The organism is Paractinoplanes globisporus DSM 43857, from assembly GCF_000379645.1.
Lineage (GTDB): Bacteria > Actinomycetota > Actinomycetes > Mycobacteriales > Micromonosporaceae > Actinoplanes > Actinoplanes globisporus.
The window spans coordinates 478,359-500,726 of sequence record NZ_KB903295.1 but is presented as its reverse complement, the minus strand read 5'-3'; the positions used below and the strand labels follow the sequence as shown (position 1 = coordinate 500,726).

Below are 22,368 nucleotides of genomic sequence, written 5' to 3'. Positions count from 1 at the left end.
GGGGAGAGGCCATGAGCACACCCACGGACGTATTCGAGCAGCTCAGCGCGGGGATCGGCAGCGGCGACCTTTCCAAGCTTCATCTGCTGTACGCCCCGGACGCGGAGGTGACGATCCCGTTCATGCGACCGTCGGCGGTCAGCATCCACGGGCGCGAGGAGGTGCGGGAGCATTTCGCCCGGTTCGACGGGCAGATCAGCCTTCAGCCGCGGAACGTTCGCGTCTACGAGACCAGCGACCCCGAGGTGATCATCGCCGAGTTCGACTACCTCGTGGGCGACGCGCTGCTGGCCAACATCCAGCTGCTGCGCGTGCGCGACGGCCTGATCGTCGAGTCGCACGACTACCACGACCACGCGGCGATCGCGGACGTGATGAGCTGAGATTGTCGAAAACGCGGGCGGCCCGTTCGTGTAGAGGTGAGAACACTCGAGAGGAGCCGAACCGATGAGGCAGTACCTGCTCAGCGTCTACCAGCCCGACGGCGACCCGCCCCCGCCCGAGATCCTCGATCCGATCATGGCGGAGCTGGGGAAGCTCAACGAGGAGATGCGGGCGGCCGGCGCGTGGGTCTTCGCCTGCGGGCTGCACCCGGCGAGCACGGCCACGGTCCTGCGCGACCAGGTCATGACGGACGGGCCGTTCACCGAGGGCAAGGAGCATCTCGGCGGCTTCACCGTGATCAACGCGCCTGACCTCGACGCCGCGCTCGACTGGGGCCGCCGGATGTCGGCGATCCTGCGGCCGCCGCTCTCGATCGAGGTCCGGCCGGTCGTGTGACCGAGATCGCCGGTCGCGTGAGCGAGATCGAGCGGATCTTCCGCGCGGAGTACGGCCGTGCCGTCGCGGTCCTGACCCGGCACTTCGGCGACCTCGACGTCGCCGAGGAGGCGGTGCAGGACGCGTTCGTCACGGCCGTGCGGCGCTGGCCGGAGCTGGGCATCCCGCCCAGCCCGGCCGGCTGGATCATCACGACGGCCCGGAACCGCGCGATCGACCGGCTGCGGCGGGAATCGGCCCGGCCGTCCTTGGAGGCGGCGGCGTCGGGCCCGGACGAGACGAGCGCGGCCGAGTGGGAGGACGACATGCTGCGGCTGATCTTCACCTGCTGTCATCCGGCGCTCGCGCCCGCCGCTCGGGTCGCGCTCACCCTGCGGCTGCTCGGCGGCCTGTCCACGGGCGAGATCGCGCGGGCCTTCCTGGTGCCGGAGGCGACGATGGCGCAGCGCATCTCGCGGGCCAAAGGCAAGATCCGCGACGCCGGCATCCCCTATCGCGTGCCGCGGGACGCGGACCTTCCGGCCCGCCTGAGCGGCGTCCTGGCCGTCCTCTACCTGATTTTCAACGAGGGGTACGCCGCGAGCGCCGGCGACACCCTCACGAGACCCGATCTCACGGCCGAGGCGATCCGGCTGGCCCGCACGCTGGTCGCGTTGATGCCCGACGAGCCGGAGGCCCGCGGCCTGCTCGCGCTGATGCTGCTGATCGAGGCCCGCCGCCCGGCCCGCACCGACGCCGCGGGCGACCTCGTGCTGCTGGCCGACCAGGACTGTGGTCGGTGGAACGGCCCGCTGATCGACGAGGGCCGGACGTTGCTGCGGGCGTGCCTGCGTCGCAACCGGCCGGGCCCGTACCAGATCCAGGCCGCGATCAATGCGGTGCATGCGGACGCGTCCGCGACTAACGGCACCGATTGGCCCCAGATCCTTCTGCTGTACGACCAATTGGCCGCCCTGACCCCGACGCCGGTCGTCGCCTTGCACCGCGCGGTCGCGCTCGCCGAGGTGGAGGGCCCGGCCGCCGCCCTCGAGATCGTCGACGGGCTGCCCGGCCTGGACGGCTACCACGTCCGCGATGTCGTCCGCGCCGACCTGCTGCGACGCCTGGGCCGTGCCGGGGAGGCGGCCGCGGCTTATGAGGAGGCCGCCGACCAGGCCGGCAACGAGGCGGAACGCCGCTTCCTGCGTGGCCGCGCGAATGCTCTGCGACCGCCCGGCCCGGGATCGTGAATTGCTAGCGCGTGCGGCGAGGGGGCGCGGCGTGGGGCGGTCGCCCGGGGACGCGGCCGCGCACGGGGGTGACGCGGCCGCGTGACTGGGCGACGCGGCCGTGGGCGAGCGATGGCGGTCACCAGCCCACGACCACGCCGGTCGATGCGCCTTCGCACAACGAAGGCACCAGGCATATCACACCCCGAAAGAACCGTCTGCGCAACAGTTCTGTCTTGTTCGCGTCCCGGACGCCATTTCCGGCAAAGGCTAGTCTTTTCGGCGTGGACCTTGCTCCGGTGACCCGCCTCGTGGCCGGGCGCGGCGCCATCGCCCAGCTCTGCGTGATCCGGGACGGCGAGGTGGCGTACGACGGGGCCTGGGGTGTCGATCCGGACACGCCGCTCGTGCTCTTCTCGGCCGGCAAGCCGCTGACCTCGATGCTCGTGCACCGGCTCGCCGGTCAGGGATTGTTCGCGCTCGATGACCCGATCAGCCGGCACTGGCCGGAGTTCGGCGCGCGGCAAGGACGCGATCACCATCCGGCACGTTCTCCGGCATCGCTCCGGTCTCCCGTACGGGAAAACGCTCGGTCTTGATGCCCTGCTCGCCACCGACTGGGACCGGTCGGTCCGCGCCCTGGCGAGGGCCCGGCCGCACACGCCGCCCGGGGCGGTCCCCGCCTACCACGTGATCAGCCACGGGTTCCTGCTCGGTGAGGTGATACGGCGCGTGACCGGGCGACCGTTACCCGCAGTGTTCGAGGAGCAGATCTTCGGACCGGCCGGGATGGTCGGCACGCGGCTCGGCGGGTCGCGGGTGCCGCTGCGGGGCGGCCCGCCGGTGATGCAGGCGCTGTTCAACCGGCGTGCGGTGCGCGACGCGGTGATCCCGGCGGCGACGGTCGCCGGCACGGCCCGGGATCTCGCCCGTTTCTACCGGTCACTTCTCGACGACGGGAGCTGGCGGCTCGCGACGACCCCGACCAGCGAGGGCGAGACCGACCGCGTCACGGGCATGCGGATCCGCTGGTCGGAGGGTTTCCAGCTGGGCGGGCTGGCCGAGGAGCGCTTCCTCGGGCGGGGGAGCGACCCGATCGCTTTCGGTCACAACGGGTCGAACGCCTGCATGGGCTGGGCCGACCCGGGCCGCCGGCTCGTCGTCGCGTACCTCACGAATCGCCTGGTCGCGGGCCCGGGGCGGTCGCCGCACCAGTGCGCGGTCAGTGATGCGATTCTCGCCGCGGCAGACGCATCTCCAGCATGATCTCGTCGTGGATCTCGATCCCGAACTCGCCGGTCAGCGGGATGCGCGGCTTGAGCTTCCGCGACTCGTCCACCGCACCCCGATTTATTTGGACAAGTCGCATTCCGCGCCGCTGGTAGAACCGGAGCGCGTCGAGATTGTCGTTGGTCGTGACCAGCCAGAGCCGCGCCAGACCCGCCGCCTCGGCCCGCTCGACGGCCGCCTCCAGCAGCGCCGTTCCCACGCCCGCCCGCTCCACCACGGCGTCGATCGAGACAACTTCAAAGGCATCACCCCCGATGGTGTACGTCAGCAGCCCGGCAAGGCGTCCCCGCCGCACGGCGAGCAGGGCGGGGAGCGTGGAAGCGTCGTACTTGACGCCGTGCGCGACGACGGTGGTGCTGCCCCAGGAACGGCTGAGCAGGTCGACGATCCGCGGATGGTCGACGTCGGTGGCGGGACGGATCACAACCTGGTCCATGAGGTGACGCTATGCCCACCGGCGCCTCCGGGCCGTATCTCCGACCCTGGTCTGATGCATTCGCCGTGGCGGACGGGTACTTTTCCGGACATGGAGGCACAGCTCACGGCGATGCGCGGGGAGCTGGTCGGCTATGCGTACCGCATGCTCGGCTCCCCGTCCGAGGCCGAGGACGCCGCCCAGGAGACTCTGCTGCGCGCCTGGAAGCACGCCGGCGACTACGATCCGGCCCGGGCCTCCGTGCGCACGTGGGTCTACCGCATCGCCACCAACGTCTGCCTCGACATGCTCCGCCATGCCCAGCGCCGCGCCCGCGCGGTCGACTTCGCCTCGACCGCGAGCCCCGGCGGCGACCTCGGCGCCCCGCTGCCCGAGACGACCTGGGTGCTGCCCATCCTCGACCGCTCGCTGGCCGACCCGGCCGACGTCGCCGTCCGCCGCGAGACGATCCGGCTGGCGTTCGTGGCCGCCCTGCAGCTCCTGCCCCCGCGCCAGCGAGCCGTGCTGATCCTGCGCGACGTGCTGTGCTGGCCGGCCGACGAGGTCGCCACCCTGCTCGAGACCACGGTCCCGTCGGTGACCAGCGCCCTCCAGCGAGCCCGTGCCACCCTGCGCAAGTCCGACCTGCCGCCGTCGAGCCCGCTGTCCGACGCCGCGAAACGTTCCCTGCTCGAGCGGTACGCCGACGCCTTCCACCGCGACGACGTGGCGGCGCTGGTCGCCCTCCTGCAGGAAGACGTCATCAACTCCATGCCGCCCTTCACCTGGTGGATCCGGGGCCGGTCGACGGTCGCCGCGGTCATGGCCGCGTCCGACGGTTCCTGCCACGGCGCCCGGCTGGTCTTCGAGCAGGCCAACGGCGGGCTGGCCCTCTGGCAGGAGCGCCCGACGGGGCCGCACGGGGAATTCGAGCCGTTCGCCCTGCTGGTCTTCGAGTTCGGCCCGGAACTGATCAGCAGCGTGACGACGTTCCTGGGCTACCGCGCGCCGGCCTGACGCTCGTCACGGCTGACGGTCGTCACCCGGGAGCGCGGCCGTATGTCATCGGGGACCCGTGACATCCGGCCCGGATGATCCACCGGCGGCGGCCCGACCATCGGAGTATGTCCATGCGCCGGGTGGCTCCCGCGATCGCCCTGTTCTTCCTGTCACCGCTGGTGGCCGAGTTCCTGCTGGGTGACTTCACGCTGGCCCAGCTTCCGTTCCTCGTCGCGCTGGCCCCCGCGTACGGCGGCGCGGCTCTTCTCATCCGCGAACTGACCCGGCGCAGCGGCCGCGGCTGGCCCACGATGATCCTGCTGGCCGTCGCCTACGGGGTGATCGAGGAGGGCCTGGAGACCCAGTCCCTGTTCAACCCCGACTACCTGAACGTCCACCTCCTCGACCACGGCTTCGTGCCGGCCCTGGGCATCGCGATCCCGTGGACCCTGTTCGTGCTCTCCCTGCACACCGTGTGGAGCATCAGCGTCCCGATCGCCCTGGTCGAGGAGTGGACGACCCGCCGCACGGTGCCGTGGCTCCGCCGGCCCGGCCTGATCGTCACCGGGGTGCTGGCCCTGATCGGGGCGGTCTTCACCTTCGCCATCTCCTACGCCGACGGCCACTTCCTGGCGAGTCCCACGCAGTTGACCGTGACCGCCGTGATCGCTGCGGCTCTGATCGTCATTGCGTTCCGCCTTCCGCGCCGAGAGCCCTCCTTGGGAGCCGGGGCGGCGCCGCGGCCGTGGGTCGTCCTGGTCGCCGTCCTTGCCGCCGGCGGTGTCTTCCTGGTCGCGGATTGGTTGCCCGCCGTGCCCGGTTCGGTGCTCCTCGCGGTCCTGCTCGTCGCCGTGACCACGCTGATCCTGTGGTGGTCCCGGAAGCCACGGTGGGACGGCCGCCACCGCTTCGCCGCGGCCGCGGGGGCGCTGCTGACCTACGCCTGGCACAGCTTCCTGATGCACCCCGTCATCAAGGCCCCCACCGCCCTGATCGTGGTCAGTCACGTGGTCTTCGCCCTGGCGGCGGTACTGCTGCTCGCCTTCGAGGCCCGTCGCGTCTGGGCTCGACACGGTGCGCCGCAGGCCGCCGATCCGCTGCCACTCGTGGACCCGTACGACGATCCGGTCCGGTAGGGGAACCCGCCACGGTCCGAACAGGACGCCCGGGCCGAACTCCGGTCCGGGCGCGCGGCAATCACCCTGGCGGGGTGAGGCCCGTCGCCGGGGTCGGGACGACGATCACGTCATCCGGTTGACCCGGCGGTGGTGGAGGTGGCGACGTGGGTTGTCTGTTCGCGTTGTTCGCGGGTGTTTTCCCGCGGCTGGCGCTCTTCATCATCTGGATCGCGCGCCCGGTGCTGGTCAACACCGCCTTCGACTCGTGGATCGTCCCGCTGCTCGGCATCATCTTCCTGCCGTTCGCGACCCTGATCTACGTCGTGCTCTACACCCCGGGCGTCGGCCTCACCGGCTGGGAGTGGTTCTGGGTCGTGATCGCCGGCCTGCTCGACATCGCGCACTGGGCGGCCAGCGCGACCCAGCGCCGCCAGATCCCCGGATACCGCGGCGCCTGACCGGCTCACGTCACCGCGGCGGTCGTCGACGAGCGGCGCACCCCGCTCACGCGAAAGTGGGTGACGGCTGCGTCTCGACCACGATGTGAGGTGCCAGCGCCTTCAGAAATTCCGGGGCGTCGAACACCTTGCCGGCGGAAGCGACGCCGTTGGTCCGGGTCCGGCCGGTGAGGATGCGGTCGACGGCCTCCACCGCCAGCGGCGCGCTCACGGCGTAGATGTCGGTGCCGCGAGCCGTGATCCGTCGCTCCTGCGAACCCCGCCGGACGACCACATCGACGACGAACGCCTCGGCGGACCGTCCGGCGGCGTCGACCGGCGTCGGCGGCGGCGTGTCGGGCGAGAACAGATCGCGCGCGGCCGAGGCGGTCATGTAGTCGCGAACCGTGAGTATCGGGAGATGGCTGGGCACCGTCACCACGTCGGCCATCGAGAATTCCGCGATGACCTCACGCCGGCCGAGCGGCTCGGGAAAATGCCACATCTCGGTCACCGGCTCGTCGTCGTGATATTCCAGCCTTCCGCCCGCGAAGCGGACCCGCCGCCCGGCGCGACGTTCGTACGAGACCCGCCCGGCGGCGCGCGTCCCGGTTGTCGGGTGCCAGCTTTCCAGTCCGTACGCGACGTCGGCCCGATCGGCATCCGTCCAGTCACCGAGCGCGGCGGTGACCAGCAGGTCCCCGAGTCCGCCGTAGAACGCCATCGCCGGCACCACGATCGCACCCGCCGCCCGGGCCCGCTCGCCGAACCGCCGGAACGTGTCGGCGTTGGCCTCGATCTCGGCCGCGACGTCGACGTAGGGGACCCCGGCCCGCAGCGCCGCCTCGATCACCGGCCCGGCCGTCGTGGCGAACGGCCCCGCGCAATTGATCACAGCCGCCGAGCCGGCCAGGGCGCGGTCCAGAGATGCCGGGTCGTCAACGGAGGCCGGCCGCACCTCAAGCGCCCGGGCCGCTGCCGCCCGGGCCGCTGCCGCCCGGGCCGCTGCCGGCGGGGCCGCTGCCGGCGGGGCCGTTGCCGACGACGCCGATGGCGCTGCCGGCGGGGCCGCTGCCTGCGGGGCCGCTGCCGGCGCGGCCGCAGTTGTCGCGACCGATGCTGCCAGGTCGCGCAGTTTGCCGGGGTTGCGGCCGGACAGGATAGGGACGTATCCGCGTGTCAGCAGCTCGGCCACCACGAAGCGGCCGGTGTGGCCGTATGCGCCGTACACAGTCACCTGGGAAAGACTCACCCGATCATCGTGCCCCGCAAGGACGGCAACGGGGAGTGTCGGGAACGACGAGGTGCGTACAGTTTCGGACATGAGCACAGTCGCGGTGGCCGTGGCCGACGGGATCCTGCAGTTCGAGCTGGCGCTGGCCTACGAATTGTTCAGCTCGGCGCCGCCGGAGGCGGTCGACGACTGGTACGAGCTCGCGATCTGCGGGGCGGGGCCGGTGCGCGCCGACGGCCGCTTCCTGCTCGAACCCGACGGCGGGCTTGACCGGCTGGCGCGGGCCGACACCGTGATCGTCCCCGGCTGGGCCGAGATCGGCACCGATCCGCCGGCCGACCTGGTCGACGCGGTCCGCGCGGCGCACGAGGCCGGCGCGCGGGTGGCCTCGCTGTGCACGGGAGCGTTCGTGCTCGCGGCCGCCGGTCTGCTCGACGGGCGGCGGGCCACCACCCACTGGCTCTATGCCGATCTGCTCGCCCGCCGCTATCCGCTGGTCGAGGTCGATCCGGATGTGCTCTACGTCGACAACGGCAGCGTGCTCACCTCCGCCGGCAAGGCCGCCGCCATGGACCTGTGCCTGCACCTGGTGCGGCGCGACCACGGCTCCGCCGTCGCCAACGCGGTCGCCCGCAGGCTGGTCGTCGCGCCGCATCGCGCGGGCGGACAGGCCCAGTTCGTCGCCACGCCGGTCCCCGAGGTGCGCGACCGCCCGTTCAGCGACCTGCTCGCCTGGGCGGCCGCGAGGCTCGACCAGCCACTGACCGTGGAAGACCTGGCCCGCCGGGCGAACATGAGCTCCCGCCACCTGGGCCGCCACTTCCGCTCGGCCACCGGCACCACCGCCCTGCAATGGTTGCTCACCCAGCGGATCCGGCGAGCCCAGGAACTTCTCGAAACCACCGACGACAGCATCGACGCCGTGGCCCGAGCCACCGGCCTGGGCACCGCCACCACCCTGCGCCGCCACTTCCACCGAACCGTCGGCGTCTCCCCAGCCGCCTACCGAGACACCTTCCGAGCGCGCACCTAGCGACCGCGCGGGTGCGGCGCGTGTCCAGCGCGAGCGGCGCGGTGCGTCTCCCCGCCCGCGACACCTTCCGGCCGCGCTCCGAGCGACCGCGCGCTGGTGTGGCGCGTGTCTAGCGTGAGCGGCGCGGTGTGTCCTCCCCGGCCGTCGCCCGCGACATCTTCCGGGCGCGCTCCGAGCGACCGCGCGCTGGTGTGGCGCGTGTCTAGCGCGAGTGGCGCGTGTGTCTCCCCGGCCGCTTTCGCGACACCTTTCGGGCGCGCCCCTAACGACCACGCACGTGTGTGGCGCGTCGCGGCGGGGCGGCGCGTGTGCTGCGGGGCGGCGCGTGTGCGGCGGCGCGCGCGTGTGGCGGCGGGAGCGGGTTTGGGGGGAGCGCGGGGATGCAGCACAGCCCGGAAGCCGGGGACGGCCGTGAGGGAACGGCTGGCGTGCCGCTCGACCGTGGACCGTCGGGTCGGGCCGGATTGCCGGACCGGGCGGCTGTTCGATCCCCGTACCACCTGATGGTTTGAGGGTTGGAAGGTTGAAACGGTGGGGAGGGTGGTCGGAGCGTGACGGTGAGGTCATAACATCTGGAATGGATATCGTCCCCGGATACGGGAGTGGGAATGGAGACGTTGGAGTTTCAGGCCGAGGCTCGGCAGTTGCTGCAGCTGATGGTCCATTCGATCTATTCGAACAAGGACATCTTCCTGCGGGAGCTGATCTCGAACGCCTCTGACGCGTTGGACAAGTTGCGGCTTGCGACGCTTCAGGACGGGCTTGAGGCGGACACGTCGGACCTGCACATCGAGATCGAGGCCGACACCGAGGCGCGGACGCTGACCGTGCGCGACAACGGGATCGGGATGACGCGCGAGGAGGTCGTCGATCTCATCGGGACGATCGCCAAGTCGGGCACGGCCGACCTGCTGACCAGGCTCAAGGAGGCCACGGAGGCTCGGGACGCCGAGCTGATCGGGCAGTTCGGCGTGGGCTTCTACTCGACGTTCATGGTCGCCGACAAGGTCACCCTGGTCACCCGCAAGGCCGGCACCGAGGGGCACGGCACGCGGTGGGAGTCGGCGGGGGAGGGCACGTACACGATCGACGACGCGCCGGACGTGCCGGTCGGCACCAGCGTCACCGTGCACCTGCGGCCCAAGGACGAGGAGGACGCGCTCTTCGACTACGCGGACGCCTGGAAGATCAAAGAGATCGTCAAGCATTATTCGGATTTCATATCTTTCCCGATCCGTATGGGTTCCGGGGACGACGTCGAGACGCTCAACTCGATGAAGGCGCTCTGGGCGCGGCCGCGTTCGGAGGTCTCGGACGAGGAGTACCACCAGTTCTACCGGCACATCAGCCACGACTGGAGCGACCCGCTCGAGATCATCAACATGCGGGCGGAGGGCACCTTCGAGTACGAGGCGCTGCTGTTCCTGCCGTCGCGCGCTCCGCACGACCTGTTCCAGCGCGACGCCCGCCGTGGCCTGCAGCTGTACGTCCGGCGCGTCTTCATCATGGACGACAGCAAGGAGCTCATCCCGGACTACCTGCGCTTCGTCAAGGGCGTGGTGGACGCGGCCGACCTGTCGCTGAACATCTCCCGCGAGATCCTCCAGCAGGACCGGCACATCCAGATGATCCGCCGGCGGCTCGTGAAGAAAGTCCTGTCGACGATCAAGGACCTGCTCAACAACCACCCCGAGAAGTACGCGACGTTCTGGCGTGAGTTCGGCCGGGCCCTGAAGGAGGGGCTGCTCAACGACCCGGACAACCAGAAGGCGATCCTTGACGTGTCGACCTTCTCGTCCACGGAAGGTACGGAACCCACCACGCTGGCCGCCTATGTGGAGCGCATGAAGGAGGGTCAGGAGGAGATCTACTACCTGACCGGCGAGTCCCGGTCGCAGGTGGAGAACTCGCCGCACATGGAGGCGTTCCAGGCGCAGGGCTACGAGGTGCTGATCCTCACCGACCCGGTCGACGAGATCTGGGTCGAGGCGGTGCCCGACTACGACGGCAGGAAGCTGCAGTCGGTCGCCCGCGGCACGGTCGACCTGCCCAAGGACAAGGAGGAGCCGGAGCCCGAGGGGGACTTCGGCCCACTGCTGTCCTTCCTCAAGGAGCGGCTCGAGGCGAGCGTCAAGGAGGTCCGGCTCTCGCACCGGCTCACCACGTCGGCCGCGTGCCTGGTCAGCGACACCGACGACATCACGCCGACGCTGGAGAAGATGTATCGCGCGATGGGTCAGGAGGGGCCGCGGGTCAAGCGGATCCTCGAACTCAACCCAAGCCATCCGCTGGTGGGTGGGCTGCGCGCGGCCTACGAGCGGGATGCGGACGATCCGGCGCTGCCGGAGACCGCGGAGCTTCTGTACGGGACGGCGCTGCTGGCCGAGGGCGGGGATCTGGAGGACCCGGCCCGCTTCGCGAAACTCCTGGCCGACCGCCTGGCGCGCACGGTCTAGGGGAGGGCGGCGAGCCAAGCTCGGGGGCCGGCGTGCGTGACCCGCACGCCGGCCACTCGCACCGCGAACGCGATGCAATCCGATAAATCGGATTTGTCGGTGTAGGGCCGCGGTCTGGCGGGATCGGGCGTGACCGCGGGCGGCGGAACCTTCGCCGGAGGCAGACTTGCCGGAGGCTGACTCGCGGGCGGCAGGCTGGATGGCGGCCGTCCCGCCAGCGGCAGGGTGGTCTGCGGCTGACTCGCCGGCGGCAGGGTGGTCTGGGGCTGACTCGCGGGCGGCAGGCTGGATGGCGGCCGTCCCGCCAGCGGCAGGGTGGTCTGCGGCTGACTCGCCGACGGCAGGCTGGGCGGCGGCCGACTCGCTGGCCGCAAGCTGGTTTGCGGCTGGCTCGCGGGCGACAGACCGATCGGCGGTGGACCGGGCGGCGGCAGGCTCGCTGGGGGCAGGCTGGCCGGCCTGGGCAGATCGGCGTCGGCCAGGGCCACGGCCAGTGCCCCGTGAAAAGCGTCCCCGGCCCCGGCCGTATCGACGGCCGCGACCGGAGGCACCGCGACCGATCCCGACCGGGTCCCGCTGAACCACCGCACCGGATCCGGGCCGTGCGTTACCACCACGTGCGGGGCGCCCACCGCTGCGGCCAAGGCGGCGTCGGTGGGGGCCGTTTCCGATGGATGCCGAAAGACCGCCGAGGCGGCCACCACCTCCGCGTAGGGCAATAGCTCGTAATATATGGGCCGCCAACTACCGGCATCGACCAGCAGGCGGCGGGCGCTTCGGGCCGCGGCCAGCGCCAGCAGCGGGTGATGGCCGTCGACCAGCGTCAGGTCCGCGTCGGGCAGGCCCTCGGCCGGTACGCCTACCTGTGCTTCGCCGGCGTTCCGGCTGACGATCGTGCGCTGGCCGGTTCCCTCCAGCACGGTGATGGCCGAGACCGGTGGCGGCGCGTCCGACAGCGGCGCCGCGTCGATCAGGCGTACCCCGTACGCGTCCAGGTCGGCCCGGATCAGCGAACCCAGCGGATGCGAACCCACCGCGGTGACCAGCGTGACCTCGGCGCCCAGCGCGGCGGCCGTCACCGCGGCGTTGGCCGCGGGACCGCCGGCCGCGATCGTCACGCCTGTGGCCTGTGCCTTCTCGTCCACCCCTGGGATCCTGTCGACGCGGTAGACGAGGTCCACCGTGATCAGACCGGCACAGAGGATGTGACTCATGTGGCGAGATCGTGGAAGAACGTGCCGATGCCCCGGAACGCCTCCGCGATCCCGTTACCGATGCTCTGGGCGATGTCCGCCGCGGGACCGGGGCTCGTGCCGATGTAGAAGATGACGAGGATGAGCAGGATCCAGCCGATTGCCTTCTTCATGCCGGCCCCCTTCCGCGACCCGGACGCACTGCCTACATGATCGTGGCATGCCCGCGCACGCTCTTACCGGACCTTCACCCGCGCGGCGTCATACCGAACAGGTCACAGGCATTCTCCCAGCACACCGCCCGTAACCACGAGTCGCCCAGCTCCAGTCGCGCCAGGGCGTCCAGCTGGTGCGCGTACGCGTACGGAATGGTGGGAAAGTCACTCCCGAGCAGGACCTTCCCGCGTAGCCCGAGCTCGCGCAGCCGAGGCCGCAGGCCCGGCGGGAAGGGCGCCATCTCCTCGAAGAAGTCGGTGAACGCCATGGTGGTGTCGAGCCGCACGTTCGGGTAGCGCTCGGCGAGCGTGAAGAACTCGTTGTACTCGGGCGCCCCGGCATGCGCGACGATCAGATCGAGCGAACGGTGCCGGGCGAGAACACCTCCTATCGGAACCGGCCCGGTAAAACCATTGGCGACCGGTCCCGATCCGGCGTGGACGACGACCGGCGTCCGGCTCTCGGCGAGCAGGCCCCACACCTCGTCGAGGACCGGGTCGCGCGGATCGAAGCCGCCCACCTGCAGATGCAGCTTGAAGATCTGCGCGCCCGCGTCGAGGGCCTCCCGGGTGTAAGCCAGCACATCCGGCTCGGGGAAGAAGGTCGCGCTGCGCAGACAACCCGGCGTCCGCGCGGCGAAATCCAGCGCCCATCGGTTCAGGTCCGCCGCCATGTCGGGCCTGTGCGCGTACGTCAGAGCACTGAACCATTTGACGCCCAGTGCGTCCAATGTTCTGACCCTTGTCGGTACATCGGTCCGGTAGGCGATGGGCCACGGCCGGCCGATCAGCGGCCCGCCGGCGTCGAAATGCGACCACACCCGGCGCTCCATCCGCGGCGGCAGGAAGTGCGTATGCACATCGAACAGCCCCGGAACCCCCAAACCCGACCAAAACTGCGGCACGTCCTCGTCGATCACATTCTCATCCTAGAACTTGACAGTCGCTATGAAGTGAGAGCTACTGTCAAAACATGGCTACTTCCAAATCGCGCTGGTACGCGCTGGCCGCGCTCGCCCTGAGCACCCTGGCCATCGGGCTCGACACCACGATCCTGAGCGTCGCCCTGCCGACCCTCAGCCGGGACCTGCACGCCTCCACCGGCGACCTGCAGTGGTTCACGAACTCCTACCTGCTGGTCCTTGCCGCCGTGCTGCTCCCGGCGGGCATGCTCGGCGACCGCTTCGGCCGCAAGAAGCTGCTGCTCGGCGCCCTGTTCGTCTTCGGCGCCGCCTCGGCCGCCTGCGCCTGGTCGACCAGCACCGGCCAGCTGATCGGCGCCCGCACGGTTCTCGGCCTCGGCGCCGCCGTGCTCATGCCGCTCTCCGGCGCGGTGCTCACCGTGCTCTTCGATGACAAGGACCGCTCGAAGGCGCTCTCCGTCTGGCTCACCGCGAGCGCTCTGGGCATCCCGCTCGGCCCGCTGCTGGGCGGCTGGCTGCTCGACAATTTCTGGTGGGGCTCGGTCTTCCTGATCAACGTTCCGCTCGTCGCGATCGCGCTGGTCGCGGTCACGCTGTGGGTGCCCGAGTCGCACGGTGACCGCGCCCGCCGCTTCGACCCGCTCGGCGTGCTGCTGTCGGCGGCCGGGCTGGTCGCGGTCACGTACGGGATCATCGAGGCCGGCGACCGCGGCTGGGGTGACGGGCGCTCGCTGGCGACCATGGTCGGCGGCATCGTTCTGCTCGGTCTTTTCGTGATCTGGCAGCGCCGCAACCGCACACCGCTGGTCGACCTCGATCTGTTCCGCTCGCGAGCGTTCACGGGCGGCGCGGTGCTCGCGACCGTCGCCAGCTTCGCCATGCTCGGCCTGCTGTTCGCCCTCCCGCAGTACTTCTCGGCGGTCGAGGGGCAGGACGCGTTCGGCTCCGGCCTGCGCCTGCTCCCGATCATCGGCGGCCTGCTGCTCGGCGCTCGTACCGCCGAGAAGATCGCGGCCCGGATCGGCGGCCGCCTGGTGATCGCCGGTGGCCTGGCCCTGATGACCGCCGCGATGGTTGTCGGCAGCCTCACCGGGGCGGGCAGCGGCTACGGCTTCGTCGCCACCTGGATCACCGTGGCCGGCATCGGGCTCGGCTTCACGCTGCCGCCGTCGATGGACATCGCGCTCGGCGCGCTCACCCCCGAGCGCAGCGGCGTCGGCAACGGCCTGCTCCAGGCCATGCGGCAGGTCGGTGGCGCGATCGGCGTCGCCGTGCTGGGCACCGTGCTGAGCGGGGCGTATCGGGATCATCTGCCCGCACATGTGGACGAGACTGTCCGGCAGAGCGCGGCCTCCGGCGCTGCAGTGGCGGAAAAGGCCGGCGACCCCGGGCTCCTGCAAGCGGTGCAAGACGCCTTCACGCACGGCATGGACACTTCGCTTCTGGTCGCGGCAGCGATCGCGGCGGCCGGGGCGATCCTCGCGTTCGTGCTGCTGCCGGCCCGTGCCCCGGCCGCGCCGGTGGAGTCCGAACCCCTGGTACTGGCAGAATCGGGCCTATGACCTCGTCCCTGCCGGCCGGGTTACGGGAACGCAAGAAGGCGAAGACCCGGGCCGCCATCCGTGATCACGCGTTGCGTCTGTTCGAGGAGCAGGGGTACGCGGCGACCACCGTGGACCAGATCGCGGAGGCGGCCGAGGTCTCGCAGAGCACGTTCTTCCGGTACTTCCCGACCAAGGAAGACGTCATCCTCACCGACGACTACGACCCGCTGATCGTCGAGGCGATCAAGGCGCAGCCACCGGGAATCTCGCCGGTGCGGGCCCTGGTCAACGGCATGCGCACGGTCTTCTACAACCTCAGCCCCGAGGAGTGGGAGAGCGAGCGCCGCCGCCAGGCGATCTACCAGTTGGTCCCCGAGCTGCGGGCCCGGGTGATGAACCAGACCGTGTCCGCGATCGACATGCTCGCCGCGGCGCTGGCCGACCACGACGGCAAGCCGCACGACGACGTCACCTATCGGGTGATCGCCGGGGCCATCGTCGGCGTGATCCTGGCCGTCGCCCCGCTGGGCGGCCGCGACGGCGAGGGCTTCCAGCCGAGCGATTTCGCCGAGGTCGAGGAAGCGCTGGAGATTCTCGAGCAGCAGTTCCGGCGCGGCTGAGCGTCACCCTTCGCCTTTGCCTGCGCCTTCGCCTTCGCCGAGGAGCGCTTGCCGCGCCGCTTCCAGCACGCGGTCCGAGATCTCGGTGCCCTCGGTCGCGCGCGCGATCACCAGGGCTCCGACCAGGGTGGCGACGTCGGCGAGACTCCCCAGCTCGCGGGCATAAAGTTCCACCCCTTGCGCGTACGCCCCGACGGCCGCACCCGGGTTCTCATGGGACAGATCGCCGCCGAACCCGGCCGCCGGGCAGCCGTCGCCGCGAGCCGCACGGTGCTCGGGTGAGAGGTACCCCCGTACGAAATCGTCGCGGTTGTTTTTTGTCAGCAGCTCCCCGGCCTTGCCGAACGCCTGGTCCACGGCCTCGGCGACCAGTGCGTCCTTCGAAGCGAACTGCTTGTAAAACCCCCCATGGGTCAGTCCAACCTCGGCCATGACATCTGCCACGCTGACCCCGGCGACCCCGCGCTCGCGGAACAGCCGGGCCGCCGTCTCGACGATCCGCTTCCGGTTCTCCTGCGCCTGCGCCTGCGACACCCGTCCCATGCGCTCAACTATAGATGGCATGTGTCATCTATTACCTTGCCTCCGTTAGATGATGTCCGTAATCTAAGTCGCATGGACCTCACGAACTCCGTAGCCCTCGTCACCGGCGCCAACCGCGGCCTCGGCCGCCACCTCGCCGCCCAGCTGCTCGAGCGCGGCGCCAAGGTGTATGCCGGCGCCCGCAACCCCGACTCGGTCGACCTGCCCGGCGCGATCCCGCTGCAGCTCGACGTCACCGACCCGGCGTCGATCGAGCGCGCGGCCAAGGCCGCCCCCGACGTCACGCTGCTCATCAACAATGCCGGCTCCGGCACCGGCCAGCCCTTGATCGGCGGCGACCTCGACCTGATCCGCCTCGAGATGGAGACCCACTACTTCGGCACGCTCGCCGTGACGCGGGCCTTCGCCCCGATCATCGAGGCCAACGGCGGCGGCGCGATCCTCAACGTGCTGTCGGTGCTCTCCTGGTTCCACCCGGGCTCGATCGGCGCCTACAGCGCCGCGAAGGCCGCCGGCTGGGCATTGACCAATGCCGTACGGGACCAGCTCGCGCCCCGCGGAATCGTGGTCTCGGCCCTGCACGTGGCCTACATGGACACCGACATGGCCGCCCACATCCCCGCCGACCAGAAGACCGACCCGGCCGTCGTCGCCACCGCGGCCCTGGACGGTATCGCCGACGGCACCGACGAGATCCTCGCCGACGACGTGACCCGGGGCGTGAAGGCCGCACTGGCGGGGTGACAGCGGGCCTGCCCCGACATGCTTCAATCCGTCCATGAGGGACCCCGCCGGCTTAGCGGACGCCACGCCGACTCTGCCCGAGGACGCGCCCTTCTCGCCCGCGCGGGCGCCGGCTTTGCCCGGGCCCGGGGCCGCGCTCCCGCGGCCCCGGGCCGGCGGCCCGTGGCTGGCCCCGGCCGCCGTGCTGAAGCGGGTCGCGGAGATGCGCGGCGACGGTGCTCGGCACGCCGCCGAGGCGCTGCTCGACGCCATCGGCGCCGGCCGCGCGCCACACGAGGTCGCCGGAATCGTCGAGGCCGTCACTGCTCACCAAGCCGATGCCGCGGACGCCGGCAGCGACACGGCGGACGTCAGCATCGCGGACGTCGACCGCGTGCTGGGCGCGGCCGCTCGGCGGCCGGCCGTCGAGGTCGCCGAGCTGGCCGGGATCCTCGCGCGCCTCGGTCGCGACGACCTGCTTGCCTCCGCCTGGCGGGCAGTCGCCGCGAACGACCCGGCCGGGGTCGCCGCGTTGTTGCCGGCCGGTGAGGTCGCGGGGCTGATCGCCTATCTCGAAGATGCCGGCGCCGGCCCGGTCGAGCCGGTCGCCGACGCGGTGCTGGCCGCCGATCCGATGCGGGCCGGGCAGGTGATGGCGCTGCTCGACCGGAGCCTGGTCGCCCGTCATCTAACCGCGCGGCTCGCGGGTGGACCACCGTCGTCCGTGCTCGCGGTGATGCTCGAGCTGATCCGGGCCGACCGCCGGATGCTCGCCCGGGACGTCGCCACGGCCTGCGCGGCGACCCTGACCGCACCGATCGTCCTGCCCGGCGGCGCCTCGGGGTCCGAACGGGCGCGCATGGTCATCGACCTCGTCGTCTCGTCGCCGGAGCACGGCGCGTTGCTGGCGGTCGGGGTCGAGCCCAAGCTGCTCGCCGTGCGGCTGATGACCGAGCCGCCGGGCATCGTCACGGCCGTGCTGACCCGGGCGGTCGCGACCGGGGGCGCGGCCGCGCACGTGACGGCGATCGTGGACGCGCTCGCGGCCCGGCCCGACGAGGCGGTCCGCTGGATCGGGCGGCTCTCGCACGTCGAGCCCGAGCCGGGTGGGACCGGCGGGCGGCGTCCGGACCTGGTCGACCGCTACCTGCGGGCGTTCCTGCGGCGGCACCCGGGCGAGGTAGTGGCGCGCCTGGTGCACGAGCTGGACGAGCAGGGCGCGACCGCCGTGGCCCAGCGGCTGGTGGGCGAGGTCCGCCGGGACATGTACGACCACGCGCGGCGGTTCGCGATCGCCCGGCCGCTGCACGAGTCGCCGCGTGGCGCCGCCCTGTGGAACGACTGGTCGGCCGACCCGGTCGAGGTCGCGCGGGCGGCGGCGCTCGACGAGCTCTACCGGCGGCTTGGGGACGGGGTGCTGCCGGGCACGCTCGCCGGCGAGCCGCGCACCGAGTGGGCCGGTTCGCTCAGCCTCGAGGCGGGGGAGTGGCCGCTGTGGCTGATGACCCTGCGGGGCGGGCTCGAGGACAGCATGGTGGTCGGCTTCAGCAGCTGGTGCCTGCACGTGTCGGCCGGGATCGAGCAGCGCACGGTCCGGCGGGAGGACTTCCGGATCGCGTACGTGAACCTCGCCGAGCTCGCGTTCCGGATGGACGACTCGCGCATCCAGCTGCGACGGCAGTCCCCGGCGGGCGCACCAGTGCAGTCGTTCTCCTGGCCGGTCGACGTCCGGGTTCTCGGGCGCGAGCCGGTCGTGGCGCTCGTGGCCCTGCTCAACCAGGTCGCCGAGGCGGTACGCCGGGCGGTTTCGGCCCGCCGGGATTGAAGACCGTCGACCGGGGGTAACGCGCACGCATGATTCCCCTCGCCGCGGAGGCCATAACCGACGCCGGGACCACCCAACTCGTGATCGCCGCGGTGCTCGGCATCGCGGCCGTCATCGTGCTCATCGCCTGGGCGCACTTCCACCCCTTCCTCGCCCTGATCATCGGCTCGGGCGTGCTCGGGCTGGTCGCCGGGGCCTCGCCGGGATCCACGGTCACCTCCTTCACCACGGGGCTGGGGAGTACGACCGGCAGCGTCGGCCTGCTCATCGCGCTCGGCTCGATGATCGGCGCGCTGCTGGCCGAGTCGGGCGGCGCCGACGGCATCGTCAACCGGATCGTCGACCGGGTCTCCGGCTCGGCCCTGCCCTGGGCGATGGCCGGGGTGGCGGCGCTGGTCGGGCTGCCGCTGTTCTTCGAGGTCGGCGTCGTGCTGCTGGTGCCGATCGTGCTGCTGGTGGCCCGGCGTACGGACATCGGTTTGTTGCGCATCGGCATTCCGGCGCTGGCCGGCCTCTCGGTGCTGCACGGTCTCGTGCCGCCGCACCCGGGTCCGCTGGTCGCGATCTCCAGCCTCAACGCGGATCTCGGACTCACCCTGCTGTTCGGGCTGATCTGCGCCGTCCCGACGGTGATCGTGGCGGGCCCGATCTACGGCAACTGGATCGCCAAGCGGGTGCCGCTCGAGGTGCCGCCGCTGCTGGAGCCGGCCCGGACGGCCTCACCGGTGCCGGGCGACGAGGACTACACGACGACCGGCCGCGGCGCCGGCGCCGCCGCCGGCTCCGGCCCCGGCGAGAGCGCCGGCGGTGTCGAGCCGGCCCAGGAGACCACCGAACGGCGGCGGAATCCCGGATTCTGGCCGGCCGTGCTGACCATTCTGCTGCCGATCGTGCTGATGCTGACCCGGGCCATCGGCGAGCTCACCCTCGACAAGGGCAACCACCTCCGTAACGCGCTCGACGTGCTCGGCAACCCGCCCGTGGCGCTGCTGCTCGGCGTACTCGTTGCAATGTGGACACTCGGCCACCGGTCCGGCATGAACCTGCGCCAGAGCAACGCGGTGCTCGGCGGGGCGCTGCCGCCCATCGCCGGCATCCTGCTGATCGTCGCGGCGGGCGGCGGCTTCAAGCAGGTGCTGGTCGACGCCGGCGTCGGCAACGTGGTGGCCGACGCGGCCCAGGACGCTCACATCAACGCCCTGCTGCTCGGCTGGCTGGTGGCGGTCGGCATCCGGGTCGCGACCGGCTCGGCGACCGTCGCCACGATCACCGCCGCCGGCATCGTCGCGCCGCTGGCCACCACCCTCGACCGGCCTGGGGTGTCGCTGCTGGCGCTGGCCATCGGCTGCGGCTCACTGTTCTTCTCGCACGTCAACGACGCCGGGTTCTGGCTGGTCAAGGAGTACTTCGGAATGACTGTCGGTCAGACCATAAAAACCTGGTCCATCATGGAGACCATCATTTCCGTCGTCGGCGTGATCTGCGTCTTCCTCCTCAACCTCATCGTTTGACCGCACGCCGGCAAGCAACCAGGCCACCCGGCGGAGGTCGTCCGGGGTGGCCGGGACCTGTATGACCATCAGAAGGTCGGGGTTCTCCACCGGGTGCAGCTGGTGCATCTCGAAGTGGATGCGCCCGGCCTCCGGGTGGTCGATCGGGACCGTGGCCGGACGGAAGGAGCGCACCGGGTACTGGCTCCACCAGCGGCGGAAGTCCGGGCTCGCGGCGCGCAGGCCGGCCACGAGCGCCGCGTCGCGCGGGTCTCCCGGCCGCTGGCCGGCCCGGGCCCGGAACTGGCTGAGCACGGCTCGGGCCGCGGGTTCCCAGCGCGCCATCATGGCCCGGGCCGGGGCGTCGGTGAACATCATCCAGAGCAGGTTGCGCCGCCCGGGCGGCAGCCGGAGCGGGTCCCGCCGGCAGCGGGCGTACGCCGCGTTCCACACGACGAAATCCAGGTTGGTGTCGTAGATCGACGCGGGGTTCGGCGTCACCGCGTCGACCAGCCGCTGCAGCCGCGGCCGCGCGTCGTCGAGGGCGGCCGCCTCCCCGGGCGTCGTCAGGCCGGCCAGCCCGCGCAGGTGCCGCCGCGCGTCGTCGTCGAGCCGCAGGGCCCGGGCCAGCGCGTCGAGCACCTGCTCGGAGGCGCCGATGTTCCGTCCCTGTTCCAGCCAGGTGTACCAGGTGACGCCGACACCGGACAGCCGCGCGACCTCCTCGCGTCGCAGGCCGGGCGTGCGCCGGCGACCGGGCACCGGATCCTCGGGGAGGCCCACCTCCGCCGGCCGGAGCCGTTCCCGGTGAGTACGCAGGAACGCCGCCAACTCGGCGCGCCGCGCTGACTGGTCCATGCTGTCGCACCCCCGTCGACGTCGGCAGGCTAGCAGTCTCACCACCAGGACCGCACCGCCCGACTCCCGATACCGTCGCGTCGTGACAGCGGAACAGGGAACGGTTCTGGTGATCGGCGCGACCGGCCAGCAGGGTGGCGCGGTGGCCCGGCAGCTGCTCGGCGCGGGCCGGCAGGTTCGTGCGCTGGTGCGGGACCCGGCGTCGCCCGCGGCGAAGTCCCTCCAAGCCGACGGCGCCGAGCTGGCCGTGGCCGACCTCGACGAGCCGGTTGCCGTGCGGGCCGCGCTCGACGGGACGCACGGCGTCTTTCTGGCCCTGACCATGATGACCGGCCCGCGGATCACCCCCGACGGGGTGGCGGCGGAGCGGCGGCGGGGCCGGTCGGTGGTGGAGCTGGCCCGCGACGCCGGCGTCGAGCACCTGGTGTACAGCTCGATCCAGGGCGCCGACGCCGGCAGCGGGATCCCCTACTACGACAGCAAGGCGGCCATCGAGGAACGCATCCGCGCGCTCGGCGTCCCGGCGACGGTCCTGCGGCCGGTGTCCTTCATGGACAACTTCAACACCTACAACCATCCGTCCGTACGGGATGGTGAGCTCGTGGTCAGCCTCGGGGTCCGGCCCGATCGGCCGACGCCGCTGATCGCGGTGCGTGACATCGCGGCGTTCGCCGGCATCGCGTTCGCCCGCCCCGGCGAGTTCCTCGGGCGCACGCTCACGATCGCCGGCGACGTCCTCACCGGCGACCAGATCGCGGAGGCGTTCGGCCGCGCCGCCGGTGTCCCGGCGCGTTTCCAGCGCACGCCGATCGCCGCGATCCGTGCCGTGGACGAGCAGTTGGCGCTGATGTTCGCGTTCTTCGACGAGCACCCGGCGCCGCCGCCCGACCTCACCGCGTTGCGGGCCTGCCACCCGGATCTGCTCGGCCTCGAGTCCTGGCTGCGGGTCACCGGGTGGCGGCCATGACCGACGGGCTCCTGCTGGGACCGGGCGACGGCACCCCGATCCAGGCGATGACGCTCAAGGCCGGCGCCGACCGGGCCGGGGCGTTCTCGGTCTTCGAGGCCGAGGTCGCGCCCGGCTTCGACGTGGGCGCGCACTGGCACGAGCGGGCCGAGGAGATGTTCTACGTCCTCGACGGCGAGCTCGACCTGCTTGCCTTCGCTCCCGCCGACCGCTCCGGCGACGACTGGCGCGGCTGGCGGTCGCACTCGGGGCAGGCCGTGTTCCGCGGGGGACCGGGCAGCTTTATGTTCGTGCCCGCCGGCTGCCCGCATGCCTTCTTCAACCCCCACGACACGGCGGCGCGCATGTTGTTCGCGGTGGCGCCTTCCGGCCACGAGGTCTACCTGCGCGAGCTGGCCGACTTGCTGTCTTCTGGCCCACCGGACCCAGCGGCAGTGGAGGCCCTGCGGCTCCGCCACGACATTCACCAGCTCACCCCGCTCCGCAATCGGGCATGA

The 22,368-nt window shown here is 71.5% G+C and carries 21 protein-coding genes and 2 pseudogenes; 16 read left to right on the top strand and 7 right to left on the bottom strand.

Annotation, left to right across the window (positions count from 1 at the left end; genetic code table 11):
• The first annotated feature begins 11 nt into the window (after positions 1-11).
• The 4 genes and pseudogenes from A3CQ_RS52075 (at position 12) to A3CQ_RS64000 (ending at position 3,254) form a co-directional block, all read left to right on the top strand.
• Positions 12-383: a nuclear transport factor 2 family protein gene (locus A3CQ_RS52075; RefSeq protein ID WP_020510617.1), complete on the top strand. Its 372-nt coding sequence runs from the start codon at positions 12-14 to the stop codon at positions 381-383.
• A gap of 64 nt (positions 384-447) precedes the next feature.
• Positions 448-780 (top strand): YciI family protein, encoded by a 333-nt coding sequence (locus tag A3CQ_RS0109090; protein WP_020510616.1) that lies wholly within the window; start codon positions 448-450, stop codon positions 778-780.
• Positions 777-2,009, top strand: coding sequence for an RNA polymerase sigma factor (locus A3CQ_RS0109085; protein ID WP_020510615.1), 1,233 nt, complete (start codon positions 777-779; stop codon positions 2,007-2,009). The genes A3CQ_RS0109090 and A3CQ_RS0109085 overlap by 4 nt, the downstream gene beginning before the upstream one ends.
• An 11-nt stretch (positions 2,010-2,020) precedes the next feature.
• A pseudogene (locus A3CQ_RS64000) lies at positions 2,021-3,254 on the top strand (serine hydrolase domain-containing protein).
• Here A3CQ_RS64000 and A3CQ_RS0109070 read toward each other — a convergent pair.
• Entirely contained in the window at positions 3,211-3,714 is a 504-nt protein-coding gene (locus tag A3CQ_RS0109070; protein WP_020510613.1) for a GNAT family N-acetyltransferase, read from the bottom strand. The pseudogene A3CQ_RS64000 and the gene A3CQ_RS0109070 sit on opposite strands and share 44 nt — an antisense overlap.
• 90 nt (positions 3,715-3,804) lie before the next feature.
• On the opposite strand from A3CQ_RS0109070, the gene A3CQ_RS0109065 reads away from it, so the two are divergent.
• The 3 genes from A3CQ_RS0109065 (at position 3,805) to A3CQ_RS0109055 (ending at position 6,268) form a co-directional block, all read left to right on the top strand.
• Positions 3,805-4,710: an RNA polymerase subunit sigma-70 gene (locus A3CQ_RS0109065; RefSeq protein ID WP_020510612.1), complete on the top strand. Its 906-nt coding sequence runs from the start codon at positions 3,805-3,807 to the stop codon at positions 4,708-4,710.
• 107 nt (positions 4,711-4,817) lie between these two features.
• Entirely contained in the window at positions 4,818-5,828 is a 1,011-nt protein-coding gene (locus tag A3CQ_RS0109060; RefSeq protein WP_020510611.1) for a hypothetical protein, read from the top strand.
• A 146-nt stretch (positions 5,829-5,974) separates the two neighbouring features.
• Positions 5,975-6,268, top strand: a complete 294-nt coding sequence (locus tag A3CQ_RS0109055) for a hypothetical protein (protein ID WP_157295534.1) — start codon at positions 5,975-5,977, stop codon at positions 6,266-6,268.
• Between the two features lie 46 nt (positions 6,269-6,314).
• Here A3CQ_RS0109055 and A3CQ_RS52070 read toward each other — a convergent pair whose 3' ends face one another.
• Entirely contained in the window at positions 6,315-7,499 is a 1,185-nt protein-coding gene (locus tag A3CQ_RS52070) for a saccharopine dehydrogenase NADP-binding domain-containing protein (protein ID WP_026205481.1), read from the bottom strand.
• 70 nt (positions 7,500-7,569) lie between these two features.
• On the opposite strand from A3CQ_RS52070, the gene A3CQ_RS0109045 reads away from it, so the two are divergent.
• Positions 7,570-8,514 (top strand): helix-turn-helix domain-containing protein, encoded by a 945-nt coding sequence (locus A3CQ_RS0109045; protein ID WP_020510608.1) that lies wholly within the window; start codon positions 7,570-7,572, stop codon positions 8,512-8,514.
• A 602-nt stretch (positions 8,515-9,116) separates the two neighbouring features.
• Positions 9,117-10,970, top strand: coding sequence for a molecular chaperone HtpG (gene htpG, locus A3CQ_RS0109040; protein ID WP_026205479.1), 1,854 nt, complete (start codon positions 9,117-9,119; stop codon positions 10,968-10,970).
• Here the strand turns inward: htpG and A3CQ_RS57190 are convergent.
• The 3 genes from A3CQ_RS57190 to A3CQ_RS0109025 form a co-directional block, all read right to left on the bottom strand.
• Positions 10,967-12,184 (bottom strand): PfkB family carbohydrate kinase, encoded by a 1,218-nt coding sequence (locus tag A3CQ_RS57190; protein ID WP_020510606.1) that lies wholly within the window; start codon positions 12,182-12,184, stop codon positions 10,967-10,969. The genes htpG and A3CQ_RS57190 overlap by 4 nt on opposite strands.
• The gene (locus A3CQ_RS61620) at positions 12,181-12,336 is read right to left on the bottom strand and encodes a hypothetical protein (RefSeq protein WP_020510605.1); all 156 of its coding nucleotides are present in this window, start codon (positions 12,334-12,336) and stop codon (positions 12,181-12,183) included. Before A3CQ_RS61620 ends, A3CQ_RS57190 begins: the two co-directional genes overlap by 4 nt.
• 74 nt (positions 12,337-12,410) lie before the next feature.
• A complete protein-coding gene (locus tag A3CQ_RS0109025) occupies positions 12,411-13,298 on the bottom strand; it encodes an amidohydrolase family protein (protein ID WP_020510604.1) in 888 nt (295 codons plus the stop codon).
• Positions 13,299-13,351: 53 nt separating this feature from the next.
• Between A3CQ_RS0109025 and A3CQ_RS0109020 the strand changes: the two genes are divergently transcribed.
• Together A3CQ_RS0109020 and A3CQ_RS0109015 are read left to right on the top strand one after the other, a co-directional pair.
• The gene (locus tag A3CQ_RS0109020; protein ID WP_020510603.1) at positions 13,352-14,863 is read left to right on the top strand and encodes an MFS transporter; all 1,512 of its coding nucleotides are present in this window, start codon (positions 13,352-13,354) and stop codon (positions 14,861-14,863) included.
• A complete protein-coding gene (locus A3CQ_RS0109015; RefSeq protein ID WP_020510602.1) occupies positions 14,860-15,465 on the top strand; it encodes a TetR family transcriptional regulator in 606 nt (201 codons plus the stop codon). Before A3CQ_RS0109020 ends, A3CQ_RS0109015 begins: the two co-directional genes overlap by 4 nt.
• Before the next feature lie 3 nt (positions 15,466-15,468).
• On the opposite strand, the gene A3CQ_RS0109010 is transcribed toward A3CQ_RS0109015, so the two are convergent.
• Positions 15,469-16,008 carry a TetR/AcrR family transcriptional regulator gene (locus tag A3CQ_RS0109010; protein WP_020510601.1) on the bottom strand — a complete coding sequence of 180 codons (540 nt, stop codon included), beginning with the start codon at positions 16,006-16,008 and terminating at the stop codon, positions 15,469-15,471.
• Positions 16,009-16,080: 72 nt separating this feature from the next.
• On the opposite strand from A3CQ_RS0109010, the gene A3CQ_RS0109005 reads away from it, so the two are divergent.
• Genes A3CQ_RS0109005 through A3CQ_RS62615 form a run of 3 tightly spaced genes read left to right on the top strand, consistent with a single transcriptional unit; the run spans position 16,081 to position 20,067 of the window.
• Positions 16,081-16,752 carry an SDR family oxidoreductase gene (locus A3CQ_RS0109005; RefSeq protein WP_020510600.1) on the top strand — a complete coding sequence of 224 codons (672 nt, stop codon included), beginning with the start codon at positions 16,081-16,083 and terminating at the stop codon, positions 16,750-16,752.
• 34 nt (positions 16,753-16,786) lie between these two features.
• Positions 16,787-18,556, top strand: coding sequence for a hypothetical protein (locus A3CQ_RS0109000; protein ID WP_157295532.1), 1,770 nt, complete (start codon positions 16,787-16,789; stop codon positions 18,554-18,556).
• A 29-nt stretch (positions 18,557-18,585) separates the two neighbouring features.
• Complete coding sequence (locus A3CQ_RS62615) at positions 18,586-20,067, top strand: GntP family permease (RefSeq protein ID WP_020510598.1); 1,482 nt, start codon at positions 18,586-18,588, stop codon at positions 20,065-20,067.
• 42 nt (positions 20,068-20,109) lie between these two features.
• On the opposite strand, the pseudogene A3CQ_RS58840 reads toward A3CQ_RS62615, so the two are convergent.
• Positions 20,110-20,904, bottom strand: a pseudogene (locus A3CQ_RS58840) (helix-turn-helix transcriptional regulator); the annotation flags it as partial.
• 82 nt (positions 20,905-20,986) lie between these two features.
• On the opposite strand from A3CQ_RS58840, the gene A3CQ_RS0108980 reads away from it, so the two are divergent.
• Together A3CQ_RS0108980 and A3CQ_RS0108975 are read left to right on the top strand one after the other, a co-directional pair.
• Positions 20,987-21,871 carry an NmrA/HSCARG family protein gene (locus A3CQ_RS0108980; protein WP_051115188.1) on the top strand — a complete coding sequence of 295 codons (885 nt, stop codon included), beginning with the start codon at positions 20,987-20,989 and terminating at the stop codon, positions 21,869-21,871.
• A complete protein-coding gene (locus tag A3CQ_RS0108975) occupies positions 21,868-22,368 on the top strand; it encodes a cupin domain-containing protein (RefSeq protein WP_040432045.1) in 501 nt (166 codons plus the stop codon). The genes A3CQ_RS0108980 and A3CQ_RS0108975 overlap by 4 nt, the downstream gene beginning before the upstream one ends.

Excerpts from the sequence above, each read along its gene's own strand:
- A3CQ_RS52075 (WP_020510617.1), top strand. The coding sequence starts at position 12 with ATGAGCACACCCACGGACGTATTCGAGCAGCTCAGCGCGGGGATCGGC.
- A3CQ_RS0109090 (WP_020510616.1), top strand. The coding sequence starts at position 448 with ATGAGGCAGTACCTGCTCAGCGTCTACCAGCCCGACGGCGACCCGCCC.
- A3CQ_RS0109070 (WP_020510613.1), bottom strand. The coding sequence starts at position 3,714 with ATGGACCAGGTTGTGATCCGTCCCGCCACCGACGTCGACCATCCGCGG.
- A3CQ_RS0109065 (WP_020510612.1), top strand. The coding sequence starts at position 3,805 with ATGGAGGCACAGCTCACGGCGATGCGCGGGGAGCTGGTCGGCTATGCG.
- A3CQ_RS0109060 (WP_020510611.1), top strand. The coding sequence starts at position 4,818 with ATGTCCATGCGCCGGGTGGCTCCCGCGATCGCCCTGTTCTTCCTGTCA.
- A3CQ_RS0109045 (WP_020510608.1), top strand. The coding sequence starts at position 7,570 with ATGAGCACAGTCGCGGTGGCCGTGGCCGACGGGATCCTGCAGTTCGAG.
- A3CQ_RS57190 (WP_020510606.1), bottom strand. The coding sequence starts at position 12,184 with ATGAGTCACATCCTCTGTGCCGGTCTGATCACGGTGGACCTCGTCTAC.
- A3CQ_RS61620 (WP_020510605.1), bottom strand. The coding sequence starts at position 12,336 with ATGAAGAAGGCAATCGGCTGGATCCTGCTCATCCTCGTCATCTTCTAC.
- A3CQ_RS0109020 (WP_020510603.1), top strand. The coding sequence starts at position 13,352 with ATGGCTACTTCCAAATCGCGCTGGTACGCGCTGGCCGCGCTCGCCCTG.
- A3CQ_RS0109015 (WP_020510602.1), top strand. The coding sequence starts at position 14,860 with ATGACCTCGTCCCTGCCGGCCGGGTTACGGGAACGCAAGAAGGCGAAG.
- A3CQ_RS0109010 (WP_020510601.1), bottom strand. The coding sequence starts at position 16,008 with ATGGGACGGGTGTCGCAGGCGCAGGCGCAGGAGAACCGGAAGCGGATC.
- A3CQ_RS0109005 (WP_020510600.1), top strand. The coding sequence starts at position 16,081 with ATGGACCTCACGAACTCCGTAGCCCTCGTCACCGGCGCCAACCGCGGC.
- A3CQ_RS0109000 (WP_157295532.1), top strand. The coding sequence starts at position 16,787 with ATGAGGGACCCCGCCGGCTTAGCGGACGCCACGCCGACTCTGCCCGAG.
- A3CQ_RS62615 (WP_020510598.1), top strand. The coding sequence starts at position 18,586 with ATGATTCCCCTCGCCGCGGAGGCCATAACCGACGCCGGGACCACCCAA.
- A3CQ_RS0108975 (WP_040432045.1), top strand. The coding sequence starts at position 21,868 with ATGACCGACGGGCTCCTGCTGGGACCGGGCGACGGCACCCCGATCCAG.